This window comes from Vibrio sp. J383 (genome assembly GCF_023503985.1).
GTDB lineage: Bacteria > Pseudomonadota > Gammaproteobacteria > Enterobacterales > Vibrionaceae > Vibrio > Vibrio splendidus.
Genome location: NZ_CP097294.1, coordinates 975969 through 1000685 on the forward strand (window position 1 = coordinate 975969; position 24717 = coordinate 1000685).

The following is a 24717-nucleotide window of genomic DNA, read 5'->3' on the forward strand; positions in this document are numbered from 1 at the left end:
ACTGACGAAACCCTCTGATTTCAAGTATAGGAAGCTCGTCTAATTTCGCACAATAATGATGTAGAGCAATTACATAGATGGTCAGGGGCGTAAGATGAAAAACCTCGCTACTGACTCTGCGTAAGTATTTACTTAACAATGCCTCGCTTATCTACATGAATAATAAAGTCAGTAAATCAATTACTTAATCCATGGTGAGATGAATTATGGAAAAGCTTGTAGAACGTTTTTTGAATTACGTTACTTTTGATACTAAATCCGATCCTTCTAATCAGCAGTGCCCAAGTTCACCGGGTCAAATTCCATTTGCTGAAGCCTTAAAATCAGAATTGATCGCATTAGAGTTAACTGATGTCTCTTTAAACGAAAATGGCTATTTGATGGCGAAACTGCCGTCGAATGTCGATTATGATGTGCCTGCTATTGGCTTTGTCGCGCATATGGATACCGCTCCTGATGCTTCCGGTGCGAACGTGAAACCACAGGTGATTAAAGATTATCAAGGTGGAACGATAGAATTAGGTGAAAGTGGCGAGAGTTTGAACCCAAGCCAATATCCAGACCTTGATTCTTTACATGGCCACGACCTTATTACGACTGACGGTACGACTCTGCTTGGTGCCGACAACAAAGCGGGTATTGCTGAAATCATCAGTGCGATTGCTTACCTTAAAGCGAACCCAGAGATCAAACACGGTGATATTTGTATTGGCTTCACACCGGATGAAGAGATCGGCCGTGGTGCGAACCTGTTTGATGTTGAGAAGTTCGGCGCTGAGTGGGCGTATACCATTGATGGTGGTCCAGTCGGTGAGTTGGAATTTGAGAACTTCAATGCTACGAGCGCAGATGTTATCTGTCATGGCGTGAACGTTCACCCGGGTACCGCAAAAGGCAAAATGGTAAACGCGATGAATATTGCGGCTCAATTCCAATTGATGATGCCAACACAAGAAACACCCGAGTGCACAGAAGGTTATGAAGGTTTCTACCACCTGAAATCAGCTGAAATGGGCGTAGCGCGTTCGGAATTAGGTTACATCATCCGTGATTTTGAGCGTGAGGGTGTAGAAGCACGTAAGGTATTCATGCAACAGAAAGTGGATGAGCTGAATGAGCGTCTTGAGAAAGGCCGTGTTGAGCTGGTGCTAACCGATAGCTACTTCAATATGAAAGAGATGGTTGAACCGCATCAACATATTATTGAATTAGCGAAGCAAGCGATGATCGAGTGCGATGTTGAGCCAATGATCAAACCGATCCGAGGCGGTACAGACGGTGCTCGCTTATCTTTCATGGGGCTACCATGTCCGAATATCTTCACTGGCGGCTATAACTTCCACGGTATTCATGAGTTCATTACCATTCAAGGCATGGAGCAAGCGGTAAAAGTGATTGTCGAATTGTCTCAGCGTACGGCGACTCATTACCAAAAATAGGATATCAAAGCGTTATATCTCTTTGTATTTTTAAGAGTATTCAATAATACTCTCTTTAAGCATAAGGGAGTACGCGATGAAAAAGTTAGTTTTACTTTGCACCCACTTAACCGTGGGTGCTTTTGGTTTTGGGCTTGGTGTCTATGCACTACCTATCTTGATTGAGCCTGATTCTCCTTCCTCAAGTTCTGTTGAAGCGATCAGTCAGCAGGCGATCTACACAGGCGAGTTCACTAAAGACCGACAAGACAGTGACTTTTTGCATTGGGGAGAAGGCATCGTTTCTGTGTCTGAAAGTGCGATAGCTTTTGAAGGTGAACTGGCACCGGGGCCTGATTACAAAGTTTACCTATCACCTAAATTTATTGAAACCGAGCAGGCATTCAATGACAGCAAGAGCGAACTACTTCGAGTCGGAGATGTAAAAACATTTGACCGGTTTATGGTTGAGCTTCCCGAGGGTACTGATCTCAATCGATTTAATACGGTTGTGATTTGGTGTGAAACTTTTGGCCAATTTATTACTTCTGCCAAAATAAAATGATAGCCTTACCTAAGCTGAATTAATCATGAAAAGGGGCGCTCTATTTTTGAGCGCTTTTTTATAATGTGTTTTTTGGGTTGAGTCAGTCGTTGTAAAGCTCGTCGTTATAAAGCTTAATTGTTGTAATACAAAGGAATACGTAATGGAAAAGTTGTGGCAAGTGATCGATTTCTTACTCGCTAATAAGTTTATTTTTAGTGTGCTGATCATCTGCATTATATTAATAATCCGACGAATCACTCTGTCTCGAATCCGTGGTGATGTCGCTTTTCTCAGTGAAGATCAACGTAACTGGATGTCACGTACCAAGAACGGTACGTTTGCCATTATTATGGTCACTTTATTTGTGCTGTGGAAATCTGAAATCAGCGAGTTTGCGCTGTCAGTAACGGCCATTGCTGTTGCTATAGTCGTTGCGTCTAAAGAGATCATCTTATGTTTTACGGGGTCGATTCAACGCGCAAGCTCTCGTTCATTTAGAATTGGTGACTGGATTGAAGTAGGCAAAATCAGCGGTGAGGTGATTGAGCACAACTTGATGGCGACTGTGATTCAGGAAATCGACCTATATCACGGGCAATACCATTTCACAGGTAAGACCGCTACGCTGCCCAATAGCATGTTCTTCACCTACCCGGTCAAGAACCTTAATTTCATGAAGCGCTATGTTTATCATAACTTTTTTGTGACGGTGAAAGACTTCGTCAACCTATATCCAATGGTGCCGGGTCTTATTGTGAAAATTGAAGAGCATTGTGAAGAGTTTATCGATGTTGCCCGCCGTTATAACGGTGTGATCGAAAAACACGCTGGCGTTGACCTTCCGGGATCTGAGCCTCATATTCACATCACGAGCAGTTCGACGGGTGAGCAAGAAGTGCACTTTATGATCTTCTGTCCGACCGAAAAAGCGATTCATCTTGAGCAAGATATTCGTAAAGACTTTATGGAAGCGTACGCAGAGGCCTTTCCAACTAGCGTTTGACCCCAATTAACGCTTAATCCTAACTAACGCTTTATGTTGTTCACGTATTTCATGTTCGAAACGTAAGGCTCTGAAAGTAAAAGAAAGCCGAGAGCGATAAGATCGACTCTCGGCTTTTCTAAATCTGAAATTCGGCTTCGATATTAGTTCAGATCAGCGAGTGGTAACCAGTCTACTTCCACACCTGCTTGCTCAAACATATCTTGGCTTATCTTGATCTTATCTCCCCAACGAGAAAGGAAGTCTTCACTTTGCTCTGGGCAATGTACCGCTGAAATCCCAGTTTGGATGATTTTTGCTGCACAGTTCGGACAAGGGAAGTGAGTCACCCAAACTTCACAACTGTCTAAATCACGTTTAGCAAACAAGATTGCATTTTCTTCAGCGTGAAGCGTCTTGAGGTACTTCATTTCTCTGTCATCAGTATCCGCACTATCAGACACGCCATGTGGGTAGCCATTAAAACCAACCGAGACAATACGGTTGTGCTTCGTGATTACGGCACCGACTTGAGTTGAAGGATCTTTACTCCAAGAACCGACCAATTCCGCCATTTGATAGAAACGCTTAGCCCATTTTGAAATCATGAGAATTCCTTAACAATTAAATGTGAATGCTTATCTGCCCGACAATACATTATGTTAGACAATATCCATAGAGAACAAAAGCTGAGAGGTTGATTTACCTAAGGATTGTAACGTGTTTGTAACCACTTTATAAGCACTTGGTTTCAATTAACATATTGATACACTTTGGCTAGTTATAATTGATATTCCTCGGACAATGGTAACGGGTGTGTTACGTAAATTTTATACTGTTCAAATACTAATAAGTGACGGTATAACCATGCGTAAAAAGTTGATCCTTACGGCTCTTGCAAGCTCTCTTATTCTTGCTGGATGTGGGCAAGATGCTCAAAATGCCAAGCAAGCGCCTCTACCTCTCGTAGCTGTACAGGATGTTAGCGTTGTTTCTCACCAGCAAAGTAAGTCGTACATCGGTCGTATTGAAGCCGTTGAAGACACGGCTATCACCGCGCAGGTTTCAGGCTATCTACAAAGCCGTCATTTCAATGAAGGCCAAATGGTCGAAAAGGGCCAATTACTTTACTCAATCGAACCATCTTCGTTTGAAGCTGAAGTTGCAAGTGCAAAAGCGTCTGTTGCTCAAGCGAATGCGAACCTTAAAAAAGCCGAACTTGATTTCAACCGTGGTAAGAATCTTCTCCCGAAGGGCAGTATTTCTCAATCGGAATTCGATGCGCTGACGGCAAATTTATTAGGTTCTCAAGCACAACTTGAAGCTAGCCATGCTCAGTTAAACGCAGCCAATGTTCAGCTTTCTCATACCCAAATTACCGCGCCTTTTTCTGGAAGAATCAGCGACACCAAAGTGAGTACTGGTGATCTGGTTTCGCCGTCTTCAGGTGTATTAACTACCTTGGTTAGCCTAGACCCAATCCATGCGTCGTTCAGCATCAGTGAGCGTGAGCGTATCGAGTTAGGGATGGATCGCATTGAAGGCGACGGCAGCAGCGACTCTGCTGGGGTTGAAGTTCAGATCATACTTGAGAATGGTGAAGCGTTTGAACATCTAGGTCAGCTTGATTTCTTGGGCAACCGTATCAACCTCAATACAGGTACAATCGCGATGCGTGCGATTGCCGATAACCCGAATCAGCAACTACTTCCAGGTCAACACGTTCGCGTTGATCTACGTGAAAAACAATCTATTGATGTTGTGACTATTCCGCGACGTGCAGTTCAAACCGACCTAGAAGGTGACTTTGTCATGGTTTTGGTTGAAGGCGAGAGTGCGCCTGTCGCTGAACGTAGAAACATCGAGATGGGACGACAAGTTGAAGGTGGTGTGATTGTTCATTCTGGATTAGAGAAGAACGACGCGGTGATCACTCAAGGCTTACAGCGTGTGCGTAATGGTATGTCTGTTCGCATTCAACCTACTGCTGAACAAGCTGAGTAAGGGGCTTATTTATGTTGAGTCGTTTCTTTATTCAAAGGCCTAAGTTTGCCCTTGTAATATCCATAATCTTAACACTGGCGGGTGCGATCTCTCTCGCTATCTTGCCAGTGGCGGAATATCCAAAAATTAGTCCGCCTTCTGTTAGTGTTACAGCATTCTATACAGGTGCAAGTGCTGAAGTAGTAGAACAGGCGATAGCTGACCCTATAGAAACGTCGGTGAATGGCGTTGAAGATATGATCTACATGTCTTCTAAGAGTGCTAATGATGGTTCATACAACCTTAACGTGACCTTTGATGTCGGTACTGATGCTGATATGGCTCAGGTCAACGTTCAGAACCGAGTTGCTCAAATCGAATCAAAGCTTCCTCAAGAAGTTAGAATGGTGGGCGTCACCGTTAAAAAGCGTTCACCTGACCTTTTGATGGTATTGAACTTCTATTCGCCAAACGGTGAGTACGACGATCAATTCCTGATCAACTACGTGAACTTGAACATTAAAGACCAATTGGCTCGTGTAAAGGGCATTAGTGAAGTTAACGTGTTGGGTGGTGGTGAATACGCGATGCGTGTTTGGTTAGACCCTGAGAAAATGGCTAACCTGAATATAACCACCTCTGACGTGAATCGCGCGTTGGCGGAGCAGAACGTTCAAGTCGCTGCAGGCCGTATTGGAGCTGCTCCTTATAACGACGCGCAAGAAGTGCAGTTCAACTTGGTAACAAAAGGCCGACTAGAAACGGCTGATGAGTTTGAAAATGTTGTGCTTCGTGCAAATCAAGACGGCTCAACGGTTTACCTAAAAGACATTGCACGTGTTGAGCTTGGTAAAAAGTTCTACGATGGTAATGGTAAATACCGTGGTCAAGATGCTTCAATCGTAACGCTGTCACTTCAGTCAGACGCTAACGCGCTGGAAAGTGGTAAAGCAGTAATGGCGATGCTAGACAATCTAAGCAAAAACTTCCCTGAAGGCGTTGCTTATGAGGCGAGTTATGACACCACACTCTTCGTTGCAGAGTCGATCAAAGGCGTAGTAAAAACGCTAATTGAAGCGATCTTATTGGTTATCGCGGTAACGTATCTGTTCTTAGGTAGTGCGCGTGCGACCTTGATTCCGGTGGTTGCGATTCCTGTGTCGTTGATTGGCACCTTTGCGATCATGCAGATGACAGGCTTTACCATCAACACGGTAACCCTGTTTGGTTTGATATTGGCGATAGGTATCGTAGTAGATGATGCGATCTTGGTTATCGAGAACGTAGATACCACGATGGCCAAAGACCCAACGATCTCACCGCGTAAAGCAACACTGATCGCGATGAAAGAAGTAACGGGTCCAATTGTGACATCTACATTGGTACTACTTGCCGTGTTTATCCCTGTAGCGATGCTTCCGGGTATTACAGGCATCATGTATCGCCAGTTTGCTCTGACTATCTGTATCGCGGTTGTTATCTCGTCAATTAATGCACTGACCTTGTCTCCGGCATTGTGTTCATTGGTTCTTAAACAGGGTGGTGGTAACACAGCACGTTGGTACCAAGCGTTTAACCGTGGTCTTGAATCTGTCACCAACAAATACGGTCAAATTGCAGGCTTCCTTGTGAAAAAGGGCGTTTTGCTATTTACCTTCTTTGTAGTCGCGCTAGCAGCAGTAACTTACTTTGCGAAAACCACGTCTACGGCGTTTGTACCTCAAGAAGATAAAGGTATCTTGCTGGTTAACGTGCAACTTCCTGACGCAGCATCATTATCTCGTACAGAAGATGTGACAAAGCAATTGTTAGAGATGGTTGAACAAGAGCCGGGTGTTGATGGTGTGACTCTGGTTAACGGCTACGCATTCATGACGGGCGCTTCTGCTTCGAATGGCGCGTCGCTATTTATAAAGCTGCATGATTGGGATATGCGTAACGCACTGGATGGTCAACATTCCGCACAAGCTATCTCACAACGTATTAATGGTCGAGCGGCCACTGAACTGCCTCAAGCTATCGTGTTTGCAATGGGACCTCCAGCAGTTCCGGGTATGGGTGCCGCTTCTGGTTTCGAATTTGTTCTAGAAGATACATTAGGTCGTAGTCGTACTGATCTGGCGATGGTAATGAATGACGTGATTGCTGAGGCGAACAAACAGCCTGAGATTTCACATACGTTCAGTACTTTCCGTGCCAACGTTCCTCACTACTATGTCGATATCGACCGTGAGAAAGCACAACAGTTAGGTATTCCGTTGTCGGAAATATTCCAAACTCTGCAAGGTAATCTTGGTTCACTGTACGTGAACGATTTCACCATGTTTGGTAAGAACTTCCGAGTGACCATGCAAGCTGATAGTGAACACCGTAGCAGCATGGATGATCTCCAACGATTCCACGTGCGTTCGTCTAATGGCGAGATGATCCCGCTCAGTACGTTGGTGACTTACGACCAGATCTTCGAACCAGATGTCGCATGGCGTTACAACATGTACCGCAGTGCCGTGATTCAAGGCCAGCCAGCGCCGGGTTACTCAAGTGGTGATGCGATTGCTGCAATGGAACGTGTAGCCGCTGAAGTTTTACCTCAGGGTTATCAGTACGAATGGACAGGCATGGCCTACCAAGAAGTATTGGCAGGCAACCAAGCGATCTTTGCTTTTGCACTGGCTCTGATCTTCATCTACCTGTTTATGGTGGCTCAATACGAGAGTTGGACAATACCGATAGCGATTATCTTAGTGGTACCGGTTGCAACCTTAGGTTCCTTCTTGGCGTTGAACCTGACAGGCACACCGCTGAATCTCTATGCGCAAATTGGTTTGGTTCTCTTGATAGCCTTGGCCGCGAAGAACGCAATCTTGATTGTAGAGTTCGCAAAAGTGGAGCGTGAAGAGAAAGACGCATCAATTGAAGATGCGGCAGTGAAGGGCGGTACGCTGCGTTTCCGTGCTGTGAACATGACCTCTTGGTCGTTCATCTTAGGTATCTTCCCGCTTATCTTTGCAGCGGGCGCAGGTCACGTGAGCCAGAACTCGTTGGGTATTTCGCTGATCGGCGGTCTGCTATGTGTTTTGTTAGCGGGTACGTTCCTAATCCCAGGCTTCTATGCATTCGTGCAACGTAAGCGTGAGAAGGCACACGGTGGCACGACTAAGTTGATTCCACTTGATGACGAATAGGAGACTTAACTCCGGTCAGATTAACGCCTTGCAAGGCTAATCCCTTGCAGGATTAAATCCTTGTAAAAACTAAGGCTTAGCATTACGCTAAGCCTTTTTTATTCCGCTTGTGAATAAAAACGCTATTTATATAATCAAATGTTCGTTTTGTGATGGAGCTAACACTCTAATTTGGGTTTTGTAATAAAATGATGTTTTATTATTAAGTGTCTGTTTAATATGGAAATAACGGTGTTCAGCTAACGAGTGTATGCTCGAAAACATTTGCACAATAGTGTGAAGTGTTTCAAAATTACCTAGTTATATTGAAATTTTTTGTGCATTGAGGTTCTTATGAAAGTCATTGATTTATTTAAACACCGAGGCGATAGCGTGTCTTCGCAACACTCAGAGTTTATGCAATGGATGTCTCCAGCTCTTAGAGATTACTGGGGTGACTTTCTGAATCGTACGCAAAATAGCCATTTCTTTGCTTGGGTTCGTGATCACCACAAACCTGCTGTAAATGAAGATGCACCAGAGATGCCAATAGAACAGCCGCTAGTATTATCGCGAGAAGCACAGCTTGTATTTGATGAGCTTAATCAGCAGATCGGTGAAGTTATTCATACTGGCGACTGGATCAATGTTAGTCAAGATCGTATCAACCAGTTCGGCCTTGTTACTGAAGATATGCAATGGATCCATACTGAACCTTCTAAGGCTGAAACAGATTCTCCGTTCAAAACAACCATCGCACATGGCTTTTTGACTTTGTCTCTGCTTCCTAGACTGACTGACAGTGTTGATCCTGATAAGTCTCAATTCCCAACAGCGAAGATGGTTGTAAACATTGGTCTTAACCAAGTTCGTTTCCCATATCCTGTAAAATCGGGCAGTAACGTTCGTGCTAAAAGTACGCTAACAAAAGTAACGCCAATTAAGAAAGGCCTAGAGATTGAACGCGAAATTCGCGTAGAAATCGAAGGTATTCGTCGTCCTGGCGCTGTGATCGTTTCAGTGATCCAACTTCACTTCTAGAGCTTTTTTATAAGTGGAACTGCTTTTAAGCGAAGATTATAGATTCAAAAAAAGAGAGAGCTTAAGGCTCTCTCTTTTTGTTTGTGCCATATCAAATCGACATCTCTAGCGTTGGTAACAACATCACGAAAAGCATTTTGCTGACTTAATGTGTATGTCGCTATTTAGTACGTGTGTAACTACTTAATGCGTGTTTTGCTAATTAATACGCGGTTAGTTAGTTTAGACGCAATAAGCTACTTAATACGTGTGTAGCCGTACTCTTCAATAAGATCTTGCCCTTGCTTTGACTTCACGAACTTGATGAAATCTTTGCTCTCGTCAGAAACTGATTCAGTTTTGTGTAGCAACAAGAATGGGCGAGCCAATTCATAGCTGTGGTTAGCAATGTTCTTTGATGTTGGCTCTACGCCTTCAAATGTAATTGCCTTAATCGAACGGTCGATCGAACCTACAGAGATAAATCCAATCGCGTGTGGGTTATGGTTAACAATCGTTTTAACCATGCTGTTGCTGTTTACAACCAAGTTATTTGGGTTGATGTCAGACACTAGACGGTCATTAATGATTTTCGTTAAACCAAGCAAGCTTTCGAAGCTGTAGCGTGAACCAGAAGACGCTTCGCGAGTTACAACTGCGATAGGCTGATCCGCACCACCCACGGCTTTCCAGTTCGTAATTTTGCCTTTGTAGATATCGAATAGCTGCTCACGTGTAACGTTGCTTACAGCGTTTGAGCGGTTAGTTACGACAGCTAGGCCGTCAAAGGCAATTGGAAAGACCTTCAACTTCTCGTCCTGTTCGCGGTCGGTTAAATAACGCGAGCTCATACCGATATCAGAGACACCTTTATTAACCATGGTAATACCCGCTGTAGAACCGATGCCCTGAACCGCAATATAGTTATCAGGGTGAGTCTTGTTGTACTCCTCAGCTAATACATCCATCACTCGTGATACTGAAGTGGAGCCCGAAATAGTGGTTTCTTGTGCTAAAGCAGCTTGAGAAGACAGGGCTAAGGATAAAAGAGAGGCAAGCGCGACTCGTAACATAAACAACTCCTAGTTAATAACATTTGTTGGCTATGATAGGTCGGTTATATGACACTTTTGTGAAATTCTATACGGATACGTTATAGCGGTTAATCTGGTGAGTGAAAGACAGTGTGGCTGCCAAAATGGCATTGGTTAATGAAATTTAGACGGCTTTACCCTTTTAGAATGTGTTTACTGAAGAAGGATTCGTTTCTGGGAGCAGGGCGGGTATTTTGTTTGCACTTGTTCGCTAAAATGATCGTTGAGTCCTAAGCTAAGTAGAGGAATTCACTACTTAGAAGTTTCTATGAAGTTACAAGGGGTGTTATGTCCGTTATTCATATAGAACTGAATCGTCTTTTAATTGGAGCTGAGAGGCTCTGTACTTCACGAAATCGTAGTTTACCTGTAGAGCTAGGCAAATCCCTTTATGAAGAGTGTGAGGGTGGTGTGCTGTTTTCTCAGGCGCATTATCTACTCGACTCATCTCATAGTGATTATACCAACGAGATCGCCTGCGTTACCTTTGATGAGTCGTTATCTTGCTGGGTGGTGATGGTGCCACTTGAAGATAATGCGGAAACCGACTCTGTAAATTGGGGACCTTACCCTTACCTTCCTCAATCCAAGGATCTTGATGCTATTTTGGCTGAAATAGAAAAAGACCCTAAATCTTACTTCTGGTCGTGACCATTTTACTTAGGCGTTCGCTGGTGGTTTGATACCAAAAACGAACGACCTTCGTAAATTCCCACCAACACATTTCAGATTTATACTTTTACCTGCACCTGTCCCCGTACTTTCTAAGACTGTTCAACCAATAAGACAGTACAGCCAATAAGATTATGCAACTAATAAGACTGTGCAACCAAAGAGCGGAAGTCTTTTGGAGTCTTGCCATGATAGGTTTTAAAGGCTGTACTGAAGTGTGCCGCGCTTTTAAATCCAGATTCATAAGCGATTTGAGTAATAGATTTATTCGATGTTCTGAGCTGTGTCGCTGCGTGGGCGATTCGCTTTATCTTTAATAGATTTGAAAAGGAAAGGTCTTCAGCCGATAAACGGCGTTTAAGTGTGGCTGGTGACATCCCCATATAGCTGGCTAGGGTATCGAGTGAGATATTATTCTCAATGTTCTGTTCAATATAATGAATGACCTTTTGCGTCACGGTTAACCTTGACGCTCGGGCAATAATAACTAACAGAGCAGGGTGCTGCTCGACCATTAGAGAAAGCAAACCTAAACCTAATTGAGTGAGTGCGTAGTCATTCTGAGTCGATGAATGAACGAGCGACATGATGAGTTCTTTCAATTGGCAGATTTCGGTATCAGTTTGATTAAACTTAATGTATTTATCTGGGACTCGAGTGGGTTCTAGGTCGCTAAACTGATTAATGAATTTCTGAAAAATAGCTAAATCAAAATCTACACAGGTTGCGCTGAATTCGCCATTCTCAGTGTCAACGGTGATGTCTTTAATCTGACCAGAATTGTAAAGAGTAAAATCTCCGGCTTGCAATGAGGCTTCAGTCCCATCAGGTAGCACGAAAGAAATACTGCCTTTAGAAACGATGAAAATACCGTTTTTAGAGGCGGGGTAACGTTCCCGTTTCCTGGGAATGAAATTTCTGAATTGAGTAACTGTGATTGATGACATAGTGCGCTTCTTTGACGTTGTAAACTGATTGCTTATTGATTGTTTTTTTAAGTATTGTTTAAGCATGAGACATTTACAAAAAAGGCGCTAATAATTAGCGCCTTTAGAAGTGAACCTTTGAAGCTTTTGACCTTGAAAGCTCTAACCTTGCAAGCTTTGACTTTGAAAGCCGTAACCTTGAAAGCCGTAACCGTTAAAGTTCTTAAGCTTCGGTTTCGTTTGTTGTTTCAGGCTCGCTAGGCAAGTCCGCAAATACTTGAGTAGGTTTTGCTACTAAGTTACGGTTTTCCTGATTAACTTCGAAGAGAACTACTTCTAAAACGTCTCCCAGTTTGTATACCATTTCTTTATCGATAGATACAGTACCCATATCACCGTTGCACTCTATTCTCTCTTTATTATCAATAATGAGAGAGCCAGGGATAAATGCAGCTGCACCATTCTCAAGTAGACGCACACGCATACCAGCACGGTTAATGTCGAAGATCTCAGCTTGGAAGCGAGTCTCTTCTACAGGAGCGTTTGCTAGAGTACGAGCGTACAACCAATCGCCAACATTGCGCTCAGCCATACCGTGGTGACGGCGGTGCAGGGCAAGTTCATCACCAATAGTTTCGTCTGGTGTTTGAATTGGCGCTTTACCTAAGATGTGTGCTTTAAGCATACGGTGGTTAATCATGTCACCGTATTTACGAATTGGAGACGTCCACGTCGCATAAATGTCTAATCCCATCGCGTAGTGCGGCGCAGGTTCATTGCTGATCTCGCTGTACGCTTGGAATTTACGAATACGGTTGTCGTAGTAGCTGTTGTCTAAAGAACCTAACCAACGACGCAGAGTAGCAAAGCCTTCCAGAGATACGATCTGCTCTTCTGTAAACGGTGTTTCTGCTTCTGGGTTAACCAGCTCCAGAACGTCTGTTAATTTCTCAGCTTTAAAACCAGAGTGACAGTTAAAGACACCTTGGTTAAAGCTTTCTTTTAGTACTCGACCTGCACAGATGTTCGCGCTGATCATAGACTCTTCAACCAACTTGTTTGCAGTGCGACGCATGTCTGCGTGGATAGCGACAACATCGTTGTCTTCGCTTAGTTCAAAGCGGTAGTCAGGGCGATCTGGGAATACAACAGCGTTTGTTGAGCGCCATGCTGAACGTGCTTGTGCAAATTGGTGAAGGTCAGAAACAATCGCAGCGATCTCTTCTGATGGTTGCCATTTGTCTGATGCACCGGTTTCTAGCCAGTCTGATACGTGGTCGTAAGCAAGACGAGCGTGAGATTTGATGTTCGCAGCAAAGAAGTTAATGTCATCACCGATAACACCCTCTTTAGATACTGTTACTGTGCAGCAAAGTGCCGGGCGAACTTCGTTCTCTATTAGTGAACATAAGTTGTCAGCTAGATCACGAGGTAACATAGGGATGTTACGGCCAGGCAGGTAAATAGTGAAACCGCGCTCACGAGCCACTTTATCCATCGCATCATCTGGAGAGATGTAAGCGGTAGGATCAGCAATCGCAATAGTCAGTTCAAAATCACCGTTCTCTTTCTTCTTGGCGTAAAGCGCATCGTCCATATCTTTTGTGCTTTCGCCATCGATAGTCACAAAAGGGACGTGAGTCATGTCAATACGTTCAAGATCAGCGTCGTCTTTGATCTGCCAGTCGTCAATGCCTTCAGGTTCGCTGTTTGGTAGGTCGTTTTGTGCCAGCGTTACCCACCAAGGTGCGATCTTGTCGTCAGCATCTGTGATTTTTTCAGAGATTTGAGCCAAGAATCCGTTGTCACCTTTTAACGGGTGTTGAATGATATGAGCAACAACCCAGTCGCCTTCTTTTAGCGTTTCAGGGTTTAGCCCCTTTTTTGCTTTCGCTTTAAGTTGCAGCTTTTTCAGTTGTGGGTGATCTGGAACAACGTTCAAACGACCTTTAAACAACTTCACTCGAGCAATAAAACGAGTAAGGCCTTGTTCAATCAATTCCTCAGGCTCTGCTACTTCGCGATCTTTCTCGGTGCGAATGATGGCAATTACCTTGTCACCGTGTACACATTTCTTCATGTATGGAGGTGGAATGAAGAAGCTGGTCTTGTTATCGACTTCGAGAAAACCAAACCCTTTTTCAGTGGCTTTGATTGTACCTTCCTTTTTAGGGAGGGTTTCTTGGATTTGCTGTTTGAGTTGAGCGAGTAGAGGATTATCTTGAAACATTTTGACTTTTATCTATCGAGGACAATTGAGCACACTATAATCATTGCGAGGCTTGATTACTACTTAAAGGCGAAGTGAGCGTTAATTAATTGCCCTCTTATTTAACTAGGTCAATTTGCTAGAAGATGGGTGCTGTGACGAGATATTCATCAAGTTTTGACGATATGATAACCAGTATTGATGTAAAAGCGAAAAATATGTGATGTATTTCAATTTTTTCTGGATTTTTTTATGCATTTAGGGAATAATCCGCCTCCCTTAGACGTCCCTAATGGCTTGAAGTGTTTTATTACTGCTTCGTAACTCTGAATGGAATCAGTATCTGATTGGATCAGTATTGGAATTGATAGAGCTCCCGGGACCTTTTGTTTACTTATATATAGTGGGATCCCAATGTCCGAATCTGTAATTCAATTTAATGAATTAGCCCTTAACGATAACATTCTTTCAGCTCTTGATAGCATGGGTTTCGTTTCTCCGACTCCAATCCAAGCAGCAGCTATTCCTCTTCTTCTTGAGGGCCGTGACGCACTAGGTAAAGCACAGACTGGTACTGGTAAAACAGCAGCATTCTCTCTGCCTTTACTTAACAAAATCAACCTGAACCAACACAAACCACAAGCAATCATCATGGCTCCTACTCGTGAGCTAGCGATTCAAGTTGCTGCGGAAATCAAAAACTTAGGTCGTGACATCAACGGTCTTAAAGTTCTTGAAATCTACGGTGGTGCTTCAATTGTTGACCAAATGCGTGCTCTAAGCCGCGGTGCTCACATTGTTGTTGGTACTCCAGGTCGTGTTAAAGACTTACTAACTCGTGACCGTCTACACCTAGATGAAGCGCATACATTTGTTCTTGATGAAGCAGATGAAATGCTAAAAATGGGTTTCGTAGATGACGTTACTTGGATCCTTGAGCAAGCTCCAGAATCTGCACAACGTGTACTTTTCTCTGCAACTATGCCTCCAATGGTTAAGACTATTGTTGACCGTTACCTACGTAACCCTGCACGAGTTGACGTTGCTGGTACTAACCACACAGTTGACAAAGTAGCGCAGAATTACTGGGTTGTTAAAGGCGTAGAGAAAGACGAAGCAATGTCTCGTCTTCTTGAAACTGAAGAAACTGACGCGTCAATCGTATTCGTACGTACTCGTCAAGACACTGAGCGTCTAGCTGATTGGCTATCTGCACGTGGCTTCAAAGCTGCTGCATTGCACGGTGATATTCCTCAGTCTCTACGTGAGCGCACTGTTGATCACATCAAACAAGGTGTTATCGATATCCTAGTTGCAACTGACGTTGTAGCTCGTGGTCTTGATGTTCCACGTATCACTCACGTATTTAACTACGACATCCCATTCGATGTTGAATCTTACATCCACCGTATTGGCCGTACTGGCCGTGCTGGACGTAAAGGTAAAGCGATCCTACTAGTTCGTACTAACCAAATCCGTATGCTTCGCACAATCGAGCGTGTAACTAAGTCTCAAATGGAAGAAATCCAACTTCCACAACGTGACGAAGTTGCTGCTGCACGTGTTGCTAAGCTTGGTGCTGAGCTTGAAACTGAGAAAGAGAGCAAAGCTCTAGAAAACTTCGCAGGTTTAATCTCTACACTACAAGAATCTCTAGAAGTTGATGCTGCTACTCTAGCTGCAATGCTTCTTAAGCGTCAGCAAGGTAAGAGCCCACTATTCTACGTTGGCGAAGACCCAATGATCGCTGCTATTGAGCGTGATAAGAACCGTCGTAAAGATCGTCGTGAAGATCGTGACAATGGCCGTGACGGTGGTGGTCGTAACTTCAATACGCAAGATTGGGATACTTACCAACTACAAGTTGGCCGTGAGCAAGGTGTTCAGGTTAAAGATATCGTTGGCGCACTAGCAAACGAACTTGGCCTAACTAAAGGTTCTATCGGTGCTATCAAGCTAGACCAAGGTTCTACTTACGTTCAGCTTCCAAAAGCAATGAACTCTGAAACTACTGGTAAGTTAAGCAAACTTCGCATTCGTCAAAAAGAAGCTGGCGCTGTAGTTGTTGATTTCAACGACTTCCGTGAGCCTCGTCGTGGCGGCGGCGGTCGTGATGGCAACCGTGGTGGTCGTGATGGCGGTCGTGGCGGTCGTGATGGCGGTGGCTATCGTGGTAACCGTGAAGGCGGTAATCGCGAAGGTGGTAACCGTGAAGGTGGCAATGGCGGTCGTGGTGGCTACCGTGGCAACCGTGATGGTAGCCCAGCTGGCGGTCGTGATGGTAACTCTGCTGGTGGTCGTGATGGCGAACGTCGCTTTGACCGTAACCGTGGTGGTGATCACCGTGGTAACCACCGTGGCGAACGTGGCCATGGCAGCGCAGCAGCAGGCAATGGCGGCAACCGCGGTCGTCGTCCAGAGCGCAGCGAAGGTTAATCAACCTTTAGTTTAAGCTGAAGCTTACAAGCCAAGTGCTTATAGACGAATAGCTTAAACAGTGAATTTAAAAGCCGAGCATAATGCTCGGCTTTTTTGTGCCTGCTATTTTATTCTTCACGCCTGTAGCACGTTCTATGCCCTGGTTAAGATAGTGTCTCGTATCACATGGCACTCACACTCACATGCGCTTAAGGCGTTGTTTAGGGTGTTTCGTTTGGGGATATGGAAGCGGCACGCTGTCTAGCAAAAGAAATACAGAGCTATAATGAAAATGAAAACAGACTTTGAAGTAAGAACTGCTCAACCGTTCGATCCGAATAAGTGAGCTCTTGAAATGCTGAGATGAAGTTAAACGCCTTAAAGTCTATTCGCGGGTATTGGTAACCAACCGCTCTATATTTAAGTGTCGTGCTGTATTTTTTAAGTTGCAGCGTAGAACGCTAGCTTGTTCTAGTGGTTTCAGGTGGCTTTATGGGCTTAATCCATGAACTAGGCTCTTGGGTAAGCTTTCAATACCAGATGACTTTGCTCTCAATGTGGTTTGTATGAATCTATCAGTTTCATAAGTGCATTTACTTCATCTTATTCAACTATTTTTTAATTTTTGTTCTCGAAAGAAATAAATTGATGACTAAGATCAACTTAATTGTGTTCATTTAGTGGTTTTTGCAAAACAAAAGTTGAAAGATTCAAAAATTATTGAATAATAGACTTAACTAAAATTGAAGCGAAAACTTCACTAAATTCGTACTGAAACAGGATCCATATCCAATGTCTAATTCGTTTGTTCTGGTTATTAACTCGGGTAGTTCTTCCCTTAAATTTGCTGTCATCGATTCTGTTTCTGGTGACGCAGTATTAAGTGGCTTAGGGGAGTGTTTTGGTCTTGAAGATGCTCGCATGAGCTGGAAGCATCAAGGTCAGAAAACAGAAATTGCTATTCAAGGCGAGGGTAACCACCACAAAATTGCCATTGGCAAATTGGTTGGCCTGATGGAAGACTTGGGCTTCACAGCTGATATCGTGGCAATCGGTCACCGTATCGTTCACGGTGGTGAGAAGTTCACTCAAACCGTTCGTATTACTGAAGAAGTAACAAGTGAGATTGAAAGCCTATCTGACTTAGCTCCACTTCATAACCCAGCAGGTGCTATCGGTATCCGTGCTGCGATTGAAGCTTTCCCTTCTCTACCTCAGTTCGCTGTGTTTGATACTGCTTTCCACCAAACAATGCCACAACGTGCATTTACAGGTGCAATCGCAAAAGAGCTATACACAGACTTTGGCGTTCGTCGTTACGGTTTCCACGGTACGAGCCACTACTTCGTTAGCCGTGAAGCTGCGAAAATGGTCAACAAGCCAGTAGAAGAATCGAGCTTCATCTCTGTTCACCTAGGTAACGGCGCATCTGTATGTGCTATCAAAGACGGTAACAGTGTTGATACTTCAATGGGCTTCACACCGCTTTCTGGTCTTATGATGGGCACACGTTGTGGTGACTTAGACCCAGGTATTATCGAATACCTACTTAAGAAAGGTTGGTCACAAGAGCAAGTATTTAACTCTCTAAACAAGGAGTCTGGCTTCCTTGGCGTGTCTGGTCTTACGAGCGATGCTCGTGGCATCTTAGAAGCAATGGAAGAGGGCCATGAAGGCGCTAAGCTTGCTTTTGAGGTGTTTACTTACCGCGTAGCTAAATACGTCGCTTCTTACCTTGCAACGCTAGACTCTTTAGACGGCATCATCTTCACTGGCGGTATCGGTGAGAACTCTCTACCAATTCGTCGTGAAATCCTAAACAACCTTAAGATTCTTGGTTTTGTTGAAGATGTAGCAGGCAATGAAGCAGCTCGTTTTGGCGCTGAAGGCATCATCGCTAAATCAGAAATGCTAGACGCTGTAGCAATGGTTATTCCAACCAACGAAGAATTCGTGATTGCTCAACAGTCGGTAGAACTTCTGTAATCTGAACTGAAGTCTAAGCAAGAAAAAGACAATCAAAAGCGAGCCCAAGTGGCTCGCTTTTTTGTGTCTAGTAAAGATGCGTCTTAACGCTTTAACAGGGGGCCAAATTAACTATGCCATTACATAGCCCACAAGGCCATCGTCAAACACTTTTAGAACAGAGTTTCAATTACAACTCACTTGGTACTCTGGAAGAGTTAAGGTTATTTAACCTCTGAGCGGTAGTTTGGATCTGTCCAGCATCGAGGTAACTCTTCACCTGACATAAACACCAGTTCGGACTTTTTAAACATCTCGGGGTCTTGTTGTTCTTCGCCTGCTTGAAACCGACCTTCGATACTGTCTTGAAATAAGTTAGTCAATTTGGTCATTTCAGTAACATCTACGAGGTCACCGCTCTTTTTCTCTTTTAGAAACATTTTATTTACCCTCAATCTAATCGACTACCCCTAATTATAATTGTTATTTAGAAAATGAGAGTCTTTTCAATTCCGCCACTCCTTGACTAAGCAGACCTCAGAGCTACGCTTATGATCATCGATAGATCAATCGACCAACAAACTCATCCTCAACAAATAAATGGAGTCGCGATGTCATCTGCCCACATTGCAAACAATCTCAGTGAACTCATCGGCGATACCGATCTTGTTAGAATCAACAGCCTTTCAGAGATATCAGGTTGTGAGATTCTTATTAAGTGCGAACACCAGAACCCGGGTGGTTCGATTAAAGATAGAGCGGCACTTCAGTTGGTTATGGATGCAGTAGAAGCCGGTAAGCTTAAGCCGGGAATGACAATCGTTGAAGGTACCGCAGGAAATACGGGGATCGGCCTTGCTCTGGTGGCCAAATCCCTTGGTTACAAAATGTTGGTGGTGATGCCAAAAGGGCAGGCACAAGAGAAAGAGCGCATGATCTCGCTTTATAATGCTGAACTGTTATTGGTCGACCCTTGTCCTTTTGCCAATCCTGAACACTTTTACCACACGGCCAAGCGGATCGGTGTCGAAAATGAAAATTATTGGTGGGCAGATCAGTTCGAAAATCTCAGTAATTATCGAGCGCACTATTTAAATACTGGACCGGAAATATGGCAGCAAACACAAGGTAATATTGATGCTCTAGTTTCTGTGGTAGGGACTGGTGGAACCATTGCCGGAAACTCACATTATCTATCTGAACAGAAACCCAATCTCGAAACTTGGTTGGTTGACCCAAATGGGTCTGGCATTTATTCGTTTCTCCGTAATGGACACTATCAATCCACAGGAAGCTCGTTCACGGAAGGCATAGGGATCATGCGAACGGTTGAAAATTTCAGGCAGGCAAAAATCAATCGTGCCATCACGCTGCCCGATCAGGATTTGGTGACGATATCCCGCCTTGTTGCGGAGCATGACGGTATTCTTCTAGGAAGCAGTTCATCGCTGAACGTAGCAGGTGCGCTATACGCTGCAGCTAGAATGGGGAAAGGGAAAACCATCGTTACATTTAGCTGTGACCTTGCTGAGCGCTCGTATTCGAAGCTGCACAACGAAGCGTTTCTGAAAGAAAAAGAGATACAGCTTAATAAAGAAAACCTTTCTCAACTATGGGCTCGTTATCAAGCAGAAGATGGCAGCATGGTCGTCAACGTATAGTTGTTCTAAGTGAATACAGGCCTGTGGTCAGCCAACTCTTCCGTTAGCGCTATACATCCGTTAGTGCTATACATCGGTTAGCGCTAAACATCCGTTTTCGCCAAATCCGGCATTATTGTTTGTTATTAGGGTAGTGAATCACATTATGAAATACGGCATTTCCTTCACCGACATTTTTGTAGCCATGGTTCTGGTTAGCATTAAAGCGAACGGCTTGCCCTGCGCGTAACGTATGCCACTCACCATCAAACATCACGGCCACCTCCCCAGAAATACATAAGATGTGCTCAGTGACGCCTGCGTTATGTGGGGCGGATTCATGCTGGTAATCAGGTGCTAGGGTGAGTTCGAATATTTCAAACCCTAGTGCTTCCTCAAAAGGAAACAACAAACTGACGAAAAAACCAATGTTGTATTCCTCATGCCTTAGTTCGTTTGCATCTCTGAATAAGCTCGTCAGTTCACTGTTTGAGCTAGCAGCGATAAAACTCGAAAGTGATACCTCGAACCCAGAAGCGATCTGCCAGAGCTTAGCGACTGTCGGGCTAGATTCTCCACGTTCAATTTGTCCTAGCATTGCTTTACTCACGCCTGTTGCTTTTGCTGTTCTGTCTAAGCTCCAGCCTTTTTCTTGGCGAAGGCGTTTCAAGTTAACGCCGACTTTAATTTCTGTTTGCATATTTTTTCTACAAGTTTTTAAAAATCAGTTGTGCGTTATAGCGCACAAGTGCTAAATTCAGTCTATGGACGTTATAACGCACACAGGAACAAATTAACATGACTAAGCTAAAGTTTTCTCACGTCAGTACCGGCTTTATTGCTGTTTTCATCGGTTATGCGAGTGCTGCTGCGATCATTTTCCAAGCGGCAATGAGTGCAGGAGCAACTGAAGAGCAAGTCGCGTCATGGTTTTGGGCATTGGGAATTGGCATGGGCGTAACCACGATACTGCTCTCGTTTCACTACAAGAAGCCGGTGGTTACAGCGTGGTCGACGCCTGGAGCTGCGTTGTTAATCACGTCTCTTGAAGGGCTGACAATGAATCAGGCAGTGGCCGTGTTTTTGTTCAGTTCGATGTTGATCACGTTAGTTGGATTAGCGGGGATATTTGAGAAAGTCCTAAAACAGATCCCAACATCGATTGCCTCTGCGATGCTCGCGGGGATTCTATTGCAATTCGGCTTAGGTTTATTCACGTCGTTAATGGAAGAGGTACAAGTTGTAGCAGTCATGCTCGCTGTATTTATTTTGGCGAAAGCGCGGTTAGGAAATCTACTGATCCCAAGCATTTTCATCATCGCACTGGTCATGTGTGTGGGGTTTAGCAAACTCGACGTTAGTCAGGTGACTATGGGATTAACGACCCCAGTGTTTATTACGCCCGATTTTGAGTTCTTTTCGTTGTTCAGTGTCGGTATCCCATTGTTTATAGTGACGATGGCTTCACAGAACTTACCGGGATTTGCGGTTCTAAAAGCGAACGGATACCAAGTCGATTCATCGAAGATCATTACCACCACCGGAGTGACAGGTTTGATCTTTGCACCGTTTGGTGGCTTTGCGTATAACCTTGCAGCTATTACGGGCGCTATTTGTATGGGCCCGAATGCGGATAGTAATCCAAAGACACGTTATATGGCGGGGATCTGTATGGGTGTATTTTATCTGTTAGCTGGTGTGATGGGGATGTCATTTGTGTCGCTGTTTAGCGCCGTTCCTTCAGCGGTTGTGATAGCTGTCGCAGGCTTAGCGGTGATGCCTACATTGATGAATTGTTTAGCGGTTTCGATGGCAGACAACCACTATCGAGAGCCCGCACTGTTTACTTTCCTATTCACTGCTTCGGGCACCAATTTGCTGGGAATCGGCAGTGCATTTTGGGGGCTGTGCATCGGGTTGTTTTGTTGTTGGTTACACAATTACAAAGCTAAGTCGCGTGGAGCAAACAAGACTTCGCAAACTTCGTCGTAATGAGATTATGTCCCTAGTGAGCGAAGCTTTAAATTTATCAGTAGTCATCATGGTGCTCTGTACTTGGTACAAATATTCAGTTCGAACCAGCCTTAGGTTGTGATTGAGATAGTATTTTGCTACAAAACGCGCATAATCTCGCTATACAACATTTAAAGAAGAAATTACTTATGACTACCTTTCAATACTATTTTCATCAACTGCCTTGCTTCGACTGTAAAAAAACGACGGTAAGTACTGATCTTGGTTGGTTAACGCCTGCGATGAAAGAAGATGTGATAGCTCAACTGACAGCGACGCTTGCGCAAGGTGAGATTACACCTGATCTTTCAGCAAACGTGGTATGTACTAAAGAGGAAGCTCGTGAGTACCTATTGCTTAACTTCTTCGGTTATTCAGAAGAAGAGCTAGCAAGCGAAATTGAAGCGGATGATGAGAAAGAAGTCGCGGACGAAATAACAGAGCTACTGGAAGAAGGCGAAGACACCATCACCTTCGAACATGAAATTGCTCTTCAGTGCTGTGCAAGCTGTGACGTTGTTGAAGACGAGTCAAACTAAACTCTTGTATTAAGGTTATTAAACCAAGTACTTGCAATAAAGTTAGTATGTTCATCATACCCATATGATGTTCAAATGATTAAAGGCGTTAGCGAATTGAAGTTCGCTAACGCCTTTTTTGTATCTCTACTTCTTATCTCTAAGCGGCATTAGATCCTATGATATTTTGCTTTCTATAATGCCTTGCTCACTAAGTTGCGAAAGGATCTCTGCGGTCTTCTCTCTGAATAAATCTCTCAGTAGACGCACAGTAGGGGTGATGGATTGACGACTTGGACACACTAACCACAACTCTGTAGGTGTTGGTTTAAATTCAGGCATGACTTTAACCACTTCGCCTGAAAGCAGATGACGTGACATGTCTAGGCAAGATTTTATTGCCACTCCTTTACCCGCGATACACCAACGTCTTACAAGATCAGCGTCGTTCGAAGCGCGGTTCCCTTTTAGTTTCACTTTATGATCTTGAGTGCCATCGTTGAATATCCACTCGTCTTGCAATATGTCATGAAGTTGGTAGAGCAAACCATTGTGTTGAGTTAAGTCACTCGGGTGTTTTGGTATTCCCATTTCAGCCAAGTATTCAGGGGCCGCACACAATATTCTGGGTACATCGCAGATTTTAAAGCCATACATGTTGGCATCAGTCGGGGAGCCATAACGCAACGCCATATCAACAGAATCACGGTAAAAATCGATATTGCTATCGCTGATGCTAGTACGTAGTGCGGCGTTAGGATATTCCAATAAAAACTCATCAAGCCAAGGTGTGATTAGGTTGCGCCCTAGATCCGATGAAAGCGCAATACGAATTTCACCGTCAACAATACCAAGCTCTTCGCGCATGTTGAGCTTTGCTTGCTCCAACATCTTTAAGGCTTGTTCGCATTCCGGTAAATAACGCTCGCCTGCTGAAGAGAGCCTTAGGTGGCGCGTAGTTCTTACAAATAACTCCGCCCCCAGAGCCGCTTCAACACGTTTGACGGCAGCGCTTGCGGTAGCCGTACGCATGTCTAGGTTGGTGGCTGCTGCAGTAATACTGCGAAATTCTGCCACTTTCAAAATGACCTGTAAGTCTTCAAGAAGCATGTTGTTTACCTGTATTGAATTATGTTCTAAACATGGCGTTGGAATATTTCCCCATCACAATCTGCAGATGGGTTATCTCTAATTATCGCTTCAAAGTTAGCTTCAAACACTTAATTGTCAAAACTAATTTGATAATAATTCAAATATGAGGCTGTTTTTCATTAGCAATTTTCTCACTATCATTTCCCCTATCGACAACGTAGCGCAGTACACACTGTATGAACGAAGCCTACGATCTAGGGGGACAAGATGACTAAGAAAATCATAATGGGTGTAACGAATTTGTCGTTCCACCGTACGACCGCATCATTGGTTGCCAATGTATTGAAAGCCATGGGTTTTGAGGTAGAGCGTATTCTCTCACCACATCAGGAGAACTTTGAAAAGCTGAAAACAGGCCAAGTGGATATGCTTTCTTCTGCGTGGTTGCCATCAAGTCACGGTATCTACAAAGCTGGCGTTGAAGAAGTTGAGCCGCTTATCGAGCTTGGGCTTCATTATGAACCTTATGCCTTGTGGGGCGTACCAGACTATGTGCCTGAAGCGGCGGTTTCTGAAGTCTCTGATTTATTAAAAGCCGAAGTGGTCGAGAAAATGAACTCGACCATCCAAGGTATCAACCCCGGCGCTGGCATCACACGCTTCTCTATCCAGATGATGAAAGACTATGGCCTGAGCGATGCCGGCTACCAGTTCTTTCCTGGCAGTGAAGACGATTGTTTCAGTGCCTTTGAAAGTGCGGTCGCAAACAAAGAGTGGGTGGTAGTGCCACTGTGGAAACCTCAGTTTTTGCACTATCGTTACGATATTCGTGAACTCAAAGAACCAAAAGGCCTACTTGGCATTGTGGACAGAGCAGTGCTTCTTTTAAGAGATGACAAGAAGCACCTGTTCAGCGAACAACAGATTCAGAAGTTGGATTCCCTACGTTTCTCGAACGACATCATCGCAGAGCTGGATTACAAAGTTTGCCGTGAAGGTAAAACACAAGATCAAGTGACACATGATTGGTTGATTGAGAAAGGCCTGATTTAACCT

General features: G+C 44.1%; 20 protein-coding genes. 13 read left to right on the forward strand and 7 right to left on the reverse strand.

The features are described from left to right. The first annotated feature begins 206 nt into the window (after window positions 1-206). The 3 genes from pepT (at window position 207) to M4S28_RS20765 (ending at window position 2968) form a co-directional block, all read left to right on the forward strand. Window positions 207-1439 carry a peptidase T gene (gene pepT, locus M4S28_RS20755; protein WP_249633708.1) on the forward strand — a complete coding sequence of 411 codons (1233 nt, stop codon included), beginning with the start codon at window positions 207-209 and terminating at the stop codon, window positions 1437-1439. 76 nt (window positions 1440-1515) lie between these two features. Continuing rightward, a complete protein-coding gene (locus M4S28_RS20760; RefSeq protein ID WP_249633709.1) occupies window positions 1516-1983 on the forward strand; it encodes a DM13 domain-containing protein in 468 nt (155 codons plus the stop codon). 142 nt (window positions 1984-2125) lie between these two features. Beyond that, entirely contained in the window at window positions 2126-2968 is an 843-nt protein-coding gene (locus tag M4S28_RS20765) for a mechanosensitive ion channel family protein (RefSeq protein WP_004731751.1), read from the forward strand. Window positions 2969-3111: 143 nt separating this feature from the next. Here the strand turns inward: M4S28_RS20765 and M4S28_RS20770 are convergent, their stop codons facing one another. Continuing rightward, window positions 3112-3555 (reverse strand): dCMP deaminase family protein, encoded by a 444-nt coding sequence (locus tag M4S28_RS20770; RefSeq protein ID WP_017081944.1) that lies wholly within the window; start codon window positions 3553-3555, stop codon window positions 3112-3114. Between the two features lie 259 nt (window positions 3556-3814). Here M4S28_RS20770 and M4S28_RS20775 point away from each other — a divergent pair, with 259 nt between their 5' ends. The 3 genes from M4S28_RS20775 to M4S28_RS20785 all read left to right on the forward strand — a co-directional run bounded on the left by M4S28_RS20775 (window position 3815) and on the right by M4S28_RS20785 (window position 9135). Continuing rightward, on the forward strand, window positions 3815-4951 hold the full coding sequence (locus tag M4S28_RS20775; RefSeq protein ID WP_249633710.1) for an efflux RND transporter periplasmic adaptor subunit: 1137 nt from the start codon (window positions 3815-3817) through the stop codon (window positions 4949-4951). 11 nt (window positions 4952-4962) lie between these two features. Then, window positions 4963-8115 carry an efflux RND transporter permease subunit gene (locus tag M4S28_RS20780; RefSeq protein WP_249633711.1) on the forward strand — a complete coding sequence of 1051 codons (3153 nt, stop codon included), beginning with the start codon at window positions 4963-4965 and terminating at the stop codon, window positions 8113-8115. A 333-nt stretch (window positions 8116-8448) separates the two neighbouring features. Further along, window positions 8449-9135, forward strand: coding sequence for a MaoC family dehydratase (locus tag M4S28_RS20785; protein WP_249633712.1), 687 nt, complete (start codon window positions 8449-8451; stop codon window positions 9133-9135). Between the two features lie 236 nt (window positions 9136-9371). On the opposite strand, the gene M4S28_RS20790 is transcribed toward M4S28_RS20785, so the two are convergent. Continuing rightward, window positions 9372-10187, reverse strand: coding sequence for a phosphate ABC transporter substrate-binding protein (locus M4S28_RS20790; protein WP_017087313.1), 816 nt, complete (start codon window positions 10185-10187; stop codon window positions 9372-9374). Between the two features lie 309 nt (window positions 10188-10496). Here M4S28_RS20790 and M4S28_RS20795 point away from each other — a divergent pair, with 309 nt between their 5' ends. After that, the gene (locus M4S28_RS20795) at window positions 10497-10859 is read left to right on the forward strand and encodes a DUF3024 domain-containing protein (protein ID WP_017077443.1); all 363 of its coding nucleotides are present in this window, start codon (window positions 10497-10499) and stop codon (window positions 10857-10859) included. Window positions 10860-11020: 161 nt separating this feature from the next. Here the strand turns inward: M4S28_RS20795 and M4S28_RS20800 are convergent, their stop codons facing one another. Together M4S28_RS20800 and rnb are read right to left on the reverse strand one after the other, a co-directional pair. Next, window positions 11021-11827, reverse strand: coding sequence for a helix-turn-helix domain-containing protein (locus M4S28_RS20800; RefSeq protein WP_004731740.1), 807 nt, complete (start codon window positions 11825-11827; stop codon window positions 11021-11023). Between the two features lie 202 nt (window positions 11828-12029). After that, entirely contained in the window at window positions 12030-14036 is a 2007-nt protein-coding gene (gene rnb / locus M4S28_RS20805) for an exoribonuclease II (RefSeq protein WP_102488934.1), read from the reverse strand. Between the two features lie 393 nt (window positions 14037-14429). On the opposite strand from rnb, the gene M4S28_RS20810 reads away from it, so the two are divergent. Continuing rightward, on the forward strand, window positions 14430-16451 hold the full coding sequence (locus M4S28_RS20810; RefSeq protein ID WP_004731737.1) for a DEAD/DEAH box helicase: 2022 nt from the start codon (window positions 14430-14432) through the stop codon (window positions 16449-16451). Between the two features lie 774 nt (window positions 16452-17225). Then, a complete protein-coding gene (locus M4S28_RS20815; RefSeq protein ID WP_017081950.1) occupies window positions 17226-18419 on the forward strand; it encodes an acetate/propionate family kinase in 1194 nt (397 codons plus the stop codon). Between the two features lie 203 nt (window positions 18420-18622). Here M4S28_RS20815 and M4S28_RS20820 read toward each other — a convergent pair whose 3' ends face one another. Next, on the reverse strand, window positions 18623-18838 hold the full coding sequence (locus M4S28_RS20820) for a hypothetical protein (RefSeq protein ID WP_004731730.1): 216 nt from the start codon (window positions 18836-18838) through the stop codon (window positions 18623-18625). Between the two features lie 171 nt (window positions 18839-19009). On the opposite strand from M4S28_RS20820, the gene M4S28_RS20825 reads away from it, so the two are divergent. Continuing rightward, on the forward strand, window positions 19010-20059 hold the full coding sequence (locus M4S28_RS20825; protein ID WP_108150853.1) for a cysteine synthase A: 1050 nt from the start codon (window positions 19010-19012) through the stop codon (window positions 20057-20059). A gap of 112 nt (window positions 20060-20171) precedes the next feature. Here the strand turns inward: M4S28_RS20825 and M4S28_RS20830 are convergent, their stop codons facing one another. Next, window positions 20172-20738, reverse strand: coding sequence for a helix-turn-helix domain-containing protein (locus M4S28_RS20830; RefSeq protein WP_249633713.1), 567 nt, complete (start codon window positions 20736-20738; stop codon window positions 20172-20174). A 98-nt stretch (window positions 20739-20836) separates the two neighbouring features. Between M4S28_RS20830 and M4S28_RS20835 the strand changes: the two genes are divergently transcribed. Continuing rightward, window positions 20837-22030, forward strand: coding sequence for a benzoate/H(+) symporter BenE family transporter (locus tag M4S28_RS20835; RefSeq protein ID WP_249633714.1), 1194 nt, complete (start codon window positions 20837-20839; stop codon window positions 22028-22030). A gap of 170 nt (window positions 22031-22200) precedes the next feature. After that, window positions 22201-22590: a ParB/RepB/Spo0J family partition protein gene (locus M4S28_RS20840; protein ID WP_249633715.1), complete on the forward strand. Its 390-nt coding sequence runs from the start codon at window positions 22201-22203 to the stop codon at window positions 22588-22590. A 156-nt stretch (window positions 22591-22746) separates the two neighbouring features. Here the strand turns inward: M4S28_RS20840 and M4S28_RS20845 are convergent, their stop codons facing one another. Further along, window positions 22747-23679, reverse strand: a complete 933-nt coding sequence (locus tag M4S28_RS20845) for a LysR family transcriptional regulator (protein ID WP_249633716.1) — start codon at window positions 23677-23679, stop codon at window positions 22747-22749. Between the two features lie 267 nt (window positions 23680-23946). Here M4S28_RS20845 and M4S28_RS20850 point away from each other — a divergent pair, with 267 nt between their 5' ends. Then, complete coding sequence (locus M4S28_RS20850) at window positions 23947-24714, forward strand: glycine betaine ABC transporter substrate-binding protein (protein ID WP_249633751.1); 768 nt, start codon at window positions 23947-23949, stop codon at window positions 24712-24714. Window positions 24715-24717: the final 3 nt, after the last annotated feature.